Below are 12098 nucleotides of genomic sequence, written 5' to 3' on the forward strand. Positions count from 1 at the left end.
GTACTTTTTATAGCATTCTTTTTTTAAGCTGGTATATAATCTGGTAACTATAGAAATAATTTTACTCTCTGTAGTTACCAACAACTATTTTTTTACATTTACTTAAGTTCTGACTTTGGACGGAGAAATATTTCCTAAACTACTATAGTAATTGTATTTTTGTTGTGAAAAAAACTCTGGGAATTAGGGAAGAGGGAAAAGGAATCAGAGTTTTAGAGTTTTGATAATGTCATATTGCTATATAAAGTTTACAAAAGAAACCTATCTGGAAATATCGTATTAGGTTGAATGGTTGAAACGACTATCTTTAATCCTCATTTGAGCTTCGTTAAGCAATATTAAGTTTTGATAATTTTTCTGTCTATTTTAACAAGTAGTTACATTAATCGCTGTATAAATTAATTTGAGTTTTTAGAAGTTAGTAATAATGACTATGAATATAGCAATAATAGCAGCGATCGCCTATGGTATTTTAGCCATTGTTGGAGGTATTATCGGATATCAAAAAGCAGGCAGCAAAATTTCTTTAATATCTGGTAGTGTAAGTGGTTTTCTACTAATTTTGAGTGGAATTATCCAACTAATGGGTATGAATTGGGGTTTAATATTTTCTACAGTTATTGCAACTATTTTAGTAATTACATTCATTATTCGTTTAGTGAAAACTCGTAAAATGATGCCTGCTGGATTAATGATTTTTACTGGTATTGCTGCTGTAGCACTCATGGTTTATCAAATTAGTCTCAACAATTCAGCCACAATTTAATAGGGAAGAGGGAAGAAGGAAGAGGGAGGAAGGCTGAAAAGTCTAAAAAAAACTTAAATTTCCTCTATAGCACTACAATAATTGGTTAAGACATTTTTCAATCCTAAAATCCTTTTACAGTTTGCTATTCCCCGTTCCCTATTCCCTATTCCCTAGCGCGTAGCGCTATAGATATTCAATCTTAGGTTTACAGATACATCAAGTCCGGCAATTCCCGGCCAAAGTCGGGAAAACCATTCATAGCAACGTGACGACCACAACAATAAAGTGAGGACATGATATTGAATCCTACTAAAAATATTCATTGGACTCTTACCATCAGTAATTAATGCACTCTGAATATCAAGCTCCTGAAAATAACCTGACCTACATTTCTGGGCTAAACTGAGCGATCGCCGGAATGGTAAAATCTCTCAAAGTCTCAACTTTTTCCTGAAACTAAATCGCAATAATTTCAGCCATAAGTGAAAGGAGGTTAAATGAGAAAACAAAAAATTAGTTGAAAAACCCGAACATTAAACTTAAGAGGAAAATAGTTATTATTTCTGATGGAATTTTATTGCTGTACAGCTCAATGTTTCCTACTTCTTACTTCTTCGTTGTTACCGAAAAATTCAGGTATAAATCTTCTCCATTCATGGAGAAAAAGCGGTGGAGGGATGGCGAGGAAACCTGCGCCATATCCATCAGACCAAGAAAAGAAAAAAATCCTTTTATTTACAATGAAGAGGTAATTCTAAATTCGCGCATTCTAAATTCGCGCATTCTTTAATTACTATAGCTATTATTTCTGATGGAATTTTATTGCTGTACAGCTCAATGTTTCCTACTTCTTACTTCTTCGTTGTTACCGAAAAATCAGGTATAAATCTTCTCTATTCATGGAGAAAAAAGCGGTGGAGGGATGGCGAGGAAACCTGCGCCATATCCATAAGACCAAGAGAAGAAAAAAATCCTTTTATTTACAATGAAGAGGTAATTCTAAATTCGCGCATTCTAAATTCGCGCATTCTTTAATTACTATAGCTATTATTTCTGATGGAATTTTATTGCTGTACAGCTCAATGTTTCCTACTTCTTACTTCTTCCTTGTTACCGAAAAATTCAGGTATAAATCTTCTCCATTCATGGAGAAAAAAGCGGTGGAGGGATGGCGAGGAAACCTGGGCCATATCCATCAGACCAAGAGAAGAAAAAAATCCTTTTATTTACAAGAAGAGGTAATTCTAAATTCGCGCATTCTAAATTCGCGCATTCTTTAATTACTATAGCTATTATTTCTGATGGAATTTTATTGCTGTACAGCTCAATGTTTCCTACTTCTTACTTCTTCCTTGTTACCGAAAAATTCAGGTATAAATCTTCTCCATTCATGGAGAAAAAAGCGGTGGAGGGATGGCGAGGAAACCTGGGCCATATCCATCAGACCAAGAGAAGAAAAAAATCCTTTTATTTACAAGAAGAGGTAATTCTAAATTCGCGCATTCTAAATTCGCGCATTCTTTAATTACTATCGTCGCCAAAGCTTAATAGTTCTGTCTTTACTGCCACTAGCAATACTATTACCATCAGGACTAAAAGTAACCGTATAAATTTCATCTTCATGTCCGGTCAAGGTATTAACTAAAGCTCCTGTTTCTAAATCCCATATCTTAATATTATTATCCTTACTGCCACTAGCAATATATCGACCATCTTGACTAATATCAACAGACACAACTTCATCAGTATGACCAACAATAGTTTTGATTAATTCTCCTGTTTCTAAGCTCCAAATCTTAATAGTATTATCGTAACTCCCACTAACTATTTTTTTCCCATCTGGACTAATATCAACAGACCTAATTACTCCTTCATGTCCAGTCAATGTATTAATTAATTCTCCAGTATTTAAATCTTCAATTTTTATAGTTTTATCTGCACTACCACTAACCAATTTTCTGCCGTCTGGACTAATAGCAATAGAATAAACTACGTCTGAATGATCGGGGAAGCTAAAAATTAAAAAACCCGTTTCTAAATCCCAAACTTTAACTGTTTTATCCCCACTAGCACTAGCAATTGTTTGATTATCAGAACTCATAGCAACTGACCAAACGGGCGCCCAATGTTCAAATATGCGAAATAATTCTCCTGTTTCCAAATCCCAGATAATTACTCTCCAATCATAAGTACCTGCCACTAATTTAGTACCATTATTATTCACAGCAACTGACCAAATTGGAGAATCATCTCCAGCTAATGTGTTGATAACTTTTCCTGTAGGAACTTCTAAAATTTTTACCGTTGTGTCTCTACTTCCAGTAACTAAAGTTTTGCCATTATTACTAAATTCAAGAGCGCCTATAGAAGCATTAAACCTAGACAAATCTTCAACTTGATAATTCTGCCAATTTATACCTTGTTGACAATTTTTTAAAAGAGATTGAGCTTCAGAAAAAATGCTAGATTTTTCAGTAATTAGAGTTCCTTGATTGATACATTCTTCATAGTTGCGCTCTATGTATAAGTTTTTGACAAAATTTAATTTTGCCGATTCTTGTTCTTGCTGTTGTAATACTTGTTGTTGACGTAGTTGTAAATAGTTTTGGAATTTAAGATATCTATATATAGCAAAAATTATTACAATTAAGGTGGCGATAAATCCTAAAATCAACTGCCAGTTAAAAGATGATTGTTTGTTGTTACTGCTAAATATTTTTTAAATTTAGTAAGTAGAGATTTCGGCAAGACTCTGTTTTCTATTAATTCTATATCTTCTTGAGTTAGCCCTAAAATTTGCTGTAGACGTTCTAAATTCTGGCGAGTTTCTTGATTAAAAGGATATTCTTCCTGAATGGCAGTTTTTAATGCTTGTTCATATGTTTCTCCTTTCACTCGATATTTACGGTAAGGATTTAATACTTCATCCTCAATTATTTCCGTTTCTTCCCGCGAGAGTTCTAAACTTTCTCTAAGTTCATCTAAAATTATTCTCCCGATACTAGAAATATCTCCTCGATCGCTAGCCAGACGAATAACCTCTTGCCGATAAATTTCTTGATTATCTATAGCTAAACTGGGAAACTCATTAATTTTTTTAAATCTGCTATAACTTCTGCTGCTGACTGGTAACGTTCGTGAAAATCATAGCGCACCATCTTATCTAAAATATCTGCTAGAGGGGTAGAACAATTTGTTTGGTATCGCCAAAAAATCTCTTTTTTTTCACCATTTTCATTATCTTTTAGTTTTGATAATTCGCTACTAGGTAATCCCGTAATTGCCTGAATGCCAATCATTCCTAAAGCATAAATATCGCTACTAAATTGAGGATTATATTCAAATTGTTCTATTGGCATATATTCCATAGTGCCAATCCTAGCTGTAGGATTTTGCTGACCAACATTAATTTCTTTAACAGCTCCAAAATCAATTAAAACTAATTGATTATCCGATTTTCTTCTAATTAAATTAGCAGGCTTAATATCTCGATGAATCACACTATTTTCATGCACAAATACTAAAATTTCTAGGACTTCATTAAGGATTGAAATTACTTGTTTTTCAGATAGTGGTTTACCCGGTAATATTTCACGCTCCAAAGATTGACCAGCAATAAAAGATTGAACTAGAAAAAACTCTCGATCTTCTTCAAAATACGCAAGGAGTTTAGGAATTCGATCGTGTTGAGAAAGCTTTTCTAGCATTTGTGCTTCTTTTTGAAATCGATCGCGAACGATATTAATTAATCTTTGATCGTAAATACTTGGTTGTAGATGCTTAATAAAACATTGTGCTTCTCCAGGACGACGAATATCTAGGGCCAGATAAGCATGGCCAATTTCCCCTGATTCAATAATTTTAATAATTTGATAGCGTCCATCTAAAATATTACCAATCATCGTTATTATGGTAGAGCCTTTTTTAGTTGATTATGGCATGAAACAATTTACTTATCTTGACATCTACAATTGAACAAATAGTTTGAATTAAGTATATTTTCCTGATACCAAAACTGAAAATTAGAAGCTTAATTGTAGTCCTTAAGCATTAATTGATAGAGATATGTTACTCCAGAACACAAATTAATTCCGATTTAGAAGTGTAATATATAAACCAAAATAATAATTTTGGCCACTCAAAACAAAAGCACAATTTTAACGGTGCTATTATAGATAGAAGCAAAGCTAAAATCAGGTATAGGGAGTTAAGTGGATGAGTCATGAAATAATAGCAATCAAGAGACCTGTTAGGCCAAAACAGCCTATTGATCCAAATTCTCCGAAGGAGGAGCTTCAGGAACAAACTGAGTCAAAATTAGAAAAACCAATTCCCACAAAAAATAGCCTTTCATCAAGAGCAAAAGGTACAAATGAAAGACAATTAAGAAAACCTATAAGTAAACCAGAAAGACCTAAAAAACCAGGAAAGCCAAAGCTAAAAGAATCTATCCAACAAGTTACCAATGCTAATGGAAAAGTTTTTACTTCGGGGGATAAAATTTTAGTATCAGCACCCTGGAGTGGTATGGTAGAAGCTGAAATTACGGGTTTTTATAAAAGTCCTGAAGGTTCAATCTGGGCAATTTTTCTTCCTCAAGAATCTCTACCTAAGTGGAAGTGGGAAAAAGGTTGTATCCGGGCTGAATTATTAAAACAACCATAATTAAGGCAAGACAAATATTAAATTCAGGATAATTTAGCATCTAAAAATCCTAAGAAATATAGCAGGATGATTTGGGTTATTTAGAAAATATCCTGAACAAAACTAATAGGGAACAGGAAAAAAATCTCTTGAAGAAACAGAGTGGGGAGAGGATATCTTTTACTCTTTTCTCCTGTTCCATCAAGATTCAATCAAACTAAATATAACTCTATACTAAATCTGATTTAGATAGGTTACTTCTTAAGGTAGCAAATAAAGATTTATCCAAATAGTATAACTCAAACTAATAAATTCTTTAAAGCGCTGAAAGTGTCAGTTTTTCTGGAGTTAATTCTTGAGCAAATCGGAAAACAAAATTTTCTTGTTGTTTAGTTTTTATTGTGTATTGACGAGTTTGTCTGACCTTAGCGATCGCTTCTACTGCAGAATAACCTAAAGCTACTAAACAACAAGCAGCAACTGTTCCGGTACGTCCCAATCCAGCTTTACAATGAATTACTACTATTTGTCCTTCTTTTACTACTTTCAAAATATAGCAATATGATTTTAGTTGTGAGATATTGGAGACTTTTGCTTTAGGGAATAGGGAATAGGGAATAGGGAAGAAATGAAGACATAAGAATAAGATAACTGCTATATCCTATACTTTAAAGGAACACCTCAATTCTCACATCTGATTCCTGATTGCTATATTGTTAATTAGATGAATAAACTCATCTATTGAGGTAGGAATGCTTCGATATTTAATGGTAAATCTGATATTTTTTATTCCTTGTGCTTCTGCTACTTTTCCCTGGTCAGAAATTTGTATGTCTTCTAATTCATGTTCTTCTAGAAGTGTTATTAGTATATCTATCTCATAGTCTAACCGTAGTCTTCAACAATTAATAATTAATAATTAATAATTACCGAGAATTTGTGGGTATGCGCCTACACTTTTAAGGGGATAAAAAAAGAGAATTCTGTATTTTCTTGCCTCCTTATTGCAGAGGTACTGATAACTGATAACTGTTAACGCAGTTCCTCCGGAGGAGGCTAACTGATAACTGAAATGACTTCTCCTTGAAAAGAAGAGGATTGACGCGGAGCATGAAATTTTTTTCTTTTTATCCTTTAAAATAAAGGCTTGAAACCTTAATTATTCGGTAATAAATCTTTATTCAAATCTCCATCCCAATCCAAGTGCATACCGAAATTTTTCTGACCGATAAATTGTGGTGTAAAACCTCCTATTTTAAGGGGATAAAAAAAGAGAATTCCGTATTTTCGTAGCCTCCTTATTGCAGAGGTAATGATAACTGATAATTGAAATGACTTCTCCTTGAAAAGAAGAGCATTGACGTGGAGCATGAAATTTTTTTCTTTTTTATCCTTTAAAATCAAGGCTTTAAACCTTAATTATCCGGTAATAAATCTTGATTCAAATCTCCATCCCAATCCAAGTGCATACCGAAATTTTTCTTACGGATAAATTGTGGTGTAAAAACTCCTATTTTAAGGGGATAAAAAAAGAGAATTCCGTATTTTCGTAGCCTCCTTATTGCAGAGGTAATGATAACTGATAACTGAAATGACTTCTCCTTGAAAAGAAGAGCATTGACGTGGAGCATGAAATTTTTTTCTTTTTATCCTTTAAAAGAAAGACTTGAAACCTTAATTATTCGGTAATAAATCTTGATTCAAATCTCCATCCCAATCCAAGTGCATACCGAAATTTTTCTGACCGATAAATTGTGGTGTAAAAACTCCTATTTTAAGGGGATAAAAAAAGAGAATTCCGTATTTTCGTAGCCTCCTTATTGCAGAGGTACTGATAATTGATCAATAACTGATAACTGAAATTACCTAATAATTAATAATTAATAATTAATAATTAAATAATTCGCGCCTTGAAGCCTCCCTTTTAAGGGGAAAAAAGAAATAATATTTCCTTATATTCAATACTCTCGGTTTTAACCAGAGGTAATTATCCATTATCCATTAATGAATAGGAGCTAAGGTCATACCAATTTTACCCTTTAAATTCACTACTTCTGGTGTTAAGAAATCGACATTAATGGGGTAATTGTCAGAATTTTTGAGTTGTTTAATAATTTCTATATTAGCTACAAATAAGGATTGCTATAGTTAAAATTAAATTTAATAAATTTTACCTAAAAATTAAGGTATAAAGCCTCTTTATTCATGGAGAAAAAAGCGGTCGTTTTGCTACGCAACATATAAAGCGTAGCTTCCCATAGGGTGGGATGAGGAGGTCTCGGAGCAATATCCAATCGACCAAGAGAAGAAAAAAATTCCTTTTAACCCAATCCTCTTGTTTTCAAGGAGAGGTAATTCTAAATTCGCGCATTCTAAATTCTAAATTCTTGAAAGGTCATATAATTTTTTAAACCAGTTAATAAATGTTTGAGCTTGGGGATGTTTTGGATTTAATATTCTTTCCATCACAGCATTATGTAATTGGCGACCAGGAGGATTTTGCCAAGCTAACCATGTATGAATATTAGCTTTATCAGTGTGATTTTCTATGAATGGCGCACCTTTATTTTTAGCTTCCATAACAACTGTTTGTGCATAATTCCAAAGTAGTTCTTTTTCGTCAGGAATTATATAAGTCAGAAATGTTTCTAACATTCCAGACATTTTATTGTCTGGCATCATCCACACTCCAAATTTAACACCAGAATTAGTCATAAGAATTAGACCTGTTTCTGGTAAATTTTCAGGAAAATCAGGAATACTTGGTAAACAAACATTCCTAATATTTTGCCATCTATCCTTTGAATTATCATCTGCATCAACTATTAGACCTAATGCAGAAAGTCCAGATGCTTTTAACTCTGTAGAAATTACATTTTTATTTAGTAGTTTTTCTATACCATCACAAGATTCAATATATACAAATGGTTGTTTATTTTTATATTCCCAAGGAATATCATTAGCTTCTATCAAATATGGAATAACTCTTTTATCCTCATCACCCTCTACTAAAAGTTTATTTCTGGGAGGAACAGATTTTTTTGCCATTACTAACGTACCTCTATGTCACGTTGTGCAGCAATCACAATTTCAGGTTCTGTGAAAACTACAGAAGTATTTTTATTAGCTTCTATTCTGTGAATTGTAATTTCTTCGCCCTCTAAATCTTCATTTTGAATAACATCAGCAAGACTACTCCAACAATCACTATTATGAGTAGTAGCAAAGACTTGAACATCTAATTTTTTCGCTGTTTTCCAAATAAGTTTCCACATATCAGACATTGTAGAAAAATGTAAACCAGTATCAATTTCATCTACAAGTAATACTCCACCTTGAGCAGAAACAAGAGCGATCGCTAATGCTAAAATTCGCCATATTCCTTCTCCCATACTGCCAATAGGTATAGGTTTTTTTTGGTCAGAAACTTTTACTAGAAACCCACCTCTTGCTCCTACAATTCTATTATTAGAACCGTATTTTTCAGGACCTATTGAAGCAATACGTTCAATTTTAGGTTCAATAATTTGCAGTGCTTCTAGGGTAAATGTTTCCTCTGGTGTTAAGACAATTTCATCAAATAATTGAGTAATTTCGTTAATATCCAAAGATAATGGTGTAATAAATTGAGATTTTGTAGCTGCTTTTGTAGCTTTTATAAATTGCCTTAACATAGTAATATCTATACCTCCATCAGATGATAATGGGTATCCTATTCTCGACAAATTAGATATAACTTCTTTTCTTTTCCAATCAAGCACAAAAAAATATCTTCTACTTTACCTAGTACATCACTAATTTCTTCTGAATTATCAGATAAAATTTCTTTTATATCATAATTAAATTCTCCTAAATCATCTAATTGTTCATCCAATTTATTCCGTGAATCTGTTTGTATTGAAGCAACTATATTTTTATGATTTTTATCATTAGTTCCTACTATAGAAAATTTGCTTCCTAGTGAAATTTCACGCCCATAGAAAAGGTGACGAATATCTAGCTCTTTATAGTCTTTTTTCCAGAAAAATTCTCCTCTATCAGACATTATTTTTTGAAGCTTTTCTGGTTGAAAAAGGAATATAAAAGTTGAATAGCCTCTAAAATAGAAGTTTTCCCACTATTATTCATGCCAACCAACAAATTAACTCTGCCAAGGTTTTGAAGTTCAAAAGATTGGAAGCAACGAAAATTATTTATAGTTAACGATTTCAACATATTTATTTCCTGTTCATATATATTTGAAAATAAAAAAATTAATTTTAAGACGATAGTAAATTTTCAACTTTTTGTTTGAGAATAGGTAAATCTCAATTACACCAATTTAATCAACTTAGGCTACACTACTTATCTTATACTGAAATGCGAAATAATTTTCGTAAATTACTGTAGGGTTAAAATTTTGAGGCGATAAAATCTTACTTTTGACTTTTGACTTTTGACTTCCGTAAAAGCGTTAAAGTTTTGAGGCGATAAAGTCTTACCTTTGACTTTTGACTTTGAACTTTTGACTTGCGCAAATTAGTCTAGGGTTAAAATTTTGAGGCGATAAAATCTTACTTTTAACTTTTAACTTTTAACTTTTGACTTCCGTAAATTAGTGTAGGGTTAAAGTTTTGAGGCGATAAAATCTTACTTTTAACTTTTGACTTTTGACTTCCGTAAAAGTGTTAAAGTTTTCAGGAGATAAAGTGTTACCTTTGACTTTTGACTTTTAACTTCCGTAAAAGCGTTAAAGTTTTCAGGCGATAAAGTCTTACCTTTAACTTTTAACTTTTAACTTTTGACTTCCGTAAATTAGTGTAGTAGACTGACACAGCTAAAACTGTGCAATAGATTTTTATTTCTAGTTGTCTTTATCTCTTCTACTCCCCTACTCCCCTACTCCCCACTCCCCCACTCCCCTACTCCCTAATGCACAATTTAAGGTGTGTCGGTCCAGTAGGGTTAAAATTTTGAGGCGATAAAATCTAACTTTTAACTTTTGACTTCTGACTTTTGACTTCCGTTATCGCTACAAACAACTAAAGTATAAATTCAACCTGAATCTGCTAGCAAAATATTTCGGCAGATATGAATGCCTAAATTGCCTCTGTTGCATAAATTTCTAATTTCAAAAGCATGAGCATTTTCAGCTCCAATAGCAACTTATATTTTGGCTGCGGGAAACCAAAATCTGTAATCGTAATCTCCTACTCAGCAATAAGCAATTAAATCTATTTCTTCTGGCTGAATTTTGGCTTGAACGATCGCCGAAATTGCGACAGATATTCCATATCACCAGGATGTTCATTTTCGTCAGCAATTGATGAAAATTAGAGGTAATTATTAATTGTTAATTGCTGAAGTGCCATAAAAAATTGGACACGAGTCATTTCAGTTATCAGTTATCAGTACCTCTGTCTACCTTTTTGCGCAGCATGACCTAGGAAAGTAAAGTGAATTGAAATATTGAACTTTATTTTTTTTCATCCCCTTGAAAGAGGAGACTTGAGACCTTATTTTTTTGTCAGGATGGACAACTCTATGCTACTTTCACCCGTCCTCTCATAACAGAACGTAACAACCTATCAACACTGCGACGGTCTTCTTCACTGAGGGACTCATCCAATATAGCAGCCAGAAGACCATAACGGTCTGATTGAGTTAGAGGACATTTGTCAGCAACAGAAACCATGATTTCGTTAATTGCACCGGGGAGTAATTTAATTTGAAGCATGATGATTAACCTTGAACTCTACACTTTTATCATCTTCTGTTTTTATGATTATGGTGGTGACTTGCAGTTGGAGTAAAGAGTGATTTTTCGGTATTGTCAAGAGTGAGTTACTCAACTATGACAAAGTGAAGTAGATAAGTAAATTTCGTGACTAATATCACTATTAATTACCTTTTTGACAGAGAATATTTGAGAAAATACAACTGAGTTATTTTTAGAGCTGATTTATAAAGTAAATCTTAAGCTAGTACGGTATTTTAGTAAAATTGGTAATAATTGACGAAACTTGAAATTGAGTTGATATTTAACAAAGTTACCTGTATTTTTTCTACCATAATTAGAATGAGTTTATGAACAGATTAACTCGCGATCAAATCATCACTATCATTGGAATTTTTGTGGCAACTTTTACAGCAGTGATAGTTGCTTTGATACCTGCATTTTTACCTACACAATGGAAATGTTTTCTAAGAAATAGATATTATGACCAAGAATATCAGGAATGCAAACCAAAACTGCCTGTTTTTCAAGAAAATAATGGTTGTAAACATTACTATGAATTAGTAGAAGAAGATATATCTTGGACAGAAGCAAATAGTAGAGCTAATAACAAAAATCATAGAGGAATTCCAGGACATTTAGTAACAATTATTTCACAAGAGGAACAAGAATTTATTGAGAATAGCCAAAATTTACGTCAATTGGATAAGAATAACAATGGAGAAGAAGTGTTTGTTAGAGGTAAACTAAAGAGTGCTTGGATTGGTGCTAGTGATGCAAGAAATGAGGGTATATGGCAGTGGGTAGTAGGACCAGAAACAGAAAACGGAATAACATTTTGGATAGGGAAATCCGATGGAGAACCCATCAATAATGAATACTCTAACTGGCGTGACAATATTCAACCAGATAATGGCAGAGAGGGTGAAGATTATGGTCATATATCCTTATATTCTCAGGAAGGTTTTAAGTGGAATGATAATGATGTTA

The 12098-nt window shown here is 32.9% G+C and carries 12 protein-coding genes; 3 read left to right on the forward strand and 9 right to left on the reverse strand.

Features of this window, described 5'->3' with window-relative positions; genetic code table 11:
• Positions 1-433 precede the first annotated feature (433 nt).
• A complete protein-coding gene (locus SAGCYANO_RS21885; protein ID WP_202222014.1) occupies positions 434-766 on the forward strand; it encodes a TMEM14 family protein in 333 nt (110 codons plus the stop codon).
• 1510 nt (positions 767-2276) lie between these two features.
• Here the strand turns inward: SAGCYANO_RS21885 and SAGCYANO_RS45280 are convergent.
• From SAGCYANO_RS45280 to SAGCYANO_RS45290, 3 genes are all read right to left on the reverse strand, one after another.
• A complete protein-coding gene (locus tag SAGCYANO_RS45280) occupies positions 2277-3422 on the reverse strand; it encodes a WD40 repeat domain-containing protein (RefSeq protein ID WP_237396497.1) in 1146 nt (381 codons plus the stop codon).
• Positions 3419-3643, reverse strand: a complete 225-nt coding sequence (locus tag SAGCYANO_RS45285) for a hypothetical protein (RefSeq protein WP_237396499.1) — start codon at positions 3641-3643, stop codon at positions 3419-3421. Before SAGCYANO_RS45285 ends, SAGCYANO_RS45280 begins: the two co-directional genes overlap by 4 nt.
• 176 nt (positions 3644-3819) lie before the next feature.
• Positions 3820-4650 (reverse strand): serine/threonine-protein kinase, encoded by an 831-nt coding sequence (locus SAGCYANO_RS45290; protein ID WP_237396501.1) that lies wholly within the window; start codon positions 4648-4650, stop codon positions 3820-3822.
• 313 nt (positions 4651-4963) lie between these two features.
• On the opposite strand from SAGCYANO_RS45290, the gene SAGCYANO_RS21900 reads away from it, so the two are divergent.
• Positions 4964-5413, forward strand: coding sequence for a hypothetical protein (locus SAGCYANO_RS21900; protein WP_202222005.1), 450 nt, complete (start codon positions 4964-4966; stop codon positions 5411-5413).
• Between the two features lie 295 nt (positions 5414-5708).
• Here SAGCYANO_RS21900 and SAGCYANO_RS21905 read toward each other — a convergent pair whose 3' ends face one another.
• The 6 genes from SAGCYANO_RS21905 to SAGCYANO_RS21935 form a co-directional block, all read right to left on the reverse strand.
• Positions 5709-6050 carry a dual specificity protein phosphatase family protein gene (locus SAGCYANO_RS21905; RefSeq protein WP_307785953.1) on the reverse strand — a complete coding sequence of 114 codons (342 nt, stop codon included), beginning with the start codon at positions 6048-6050 and terminating at the stop codon, positions 5709-5711.
• 1721 nt (positions 6051-7771) lie between these two features.
• On the reverse strand, positions 7772-8440 hold the full coding sequence (locus SAGCYANO_RS21915; protein ID WP_202222008.1) for a DUF3226 domain-containing protein: 669 nt from the start codon (positions 8438-8440) through the stop codon (positions 7772-7774).
• 2 nt (positions 8441-8442) lie between these two features.
• Complete coding sequence (locus SAGCYANO_RS21920) at positions 8443-9153, reverse strand: ATP/GTP-binding protein (RefSeq protein ID WP_237396502.1); 711 nt, start codon at positions 9151-9153, stop codon at positions 8443-8445.
• On the reverse strand, positions 9105-9437 hold the full coding sequence (locus tag SAGCYANO_RS21925) for a hypothetical protein (protein WP_202222009.1): 333 nt from the start codon (positions 9435-9437) through the stop codon (positions 9105-9107). Before SAGCYANO_RS21925 ends, SAGCYANO_RS21920 begins: the two co-directional genes overlap by 49 nt.
• Entirely contained in the window at positions 9437-9607 is a 171-nt protein-coding gene (locus tag SAGCYANO_RS21930) for an AAA family ATPase (RefSeq protein ID WP_202222010.1), read from the reverse strand. The genes SAGCYANO_RS21925 and SAGCYANO_RS21930 overlap by 1 nt, the downstream gene beginning before the upstream one ends.
• Before the next feature lie 1306 nt (positions 9608-10913).
• The gene (locus SAGCYANO_RS21935; RefSeq protein ID WP_202222011.1) at positions 10914-11108 is read right to left on the reverse strand and encodes a hypothetical protein; all 195 of its coding nucleotides are present in this window, start codon (positions 11106-11108) and stop codon (positions 10914-10916) included.
• Between the two features lie 350 nt (positions 11109-11458).
• On the opposite strand from SAGCYANO_RS21935, the gene SAGCYANO_RS21940 reads away from it, so the two are divergent.
• Positions 11459-12098, forward strand: a 640-nt coding sequence (locus SAGCYANO_RS21940) for a lectin-like protein (protein ID WP_202222012.1), incomplete at its 3' end; no start/stop codon positions are given.

This window comes from Okeania sp. KiyG1 (genome assembly GCF_014132355.1).
Taxonomy (GTDB): Bacteria; Cyanobacteriota; Cyanobacteriia; order Cyanobacteriales; family Microcoleaceae; genus Okeania.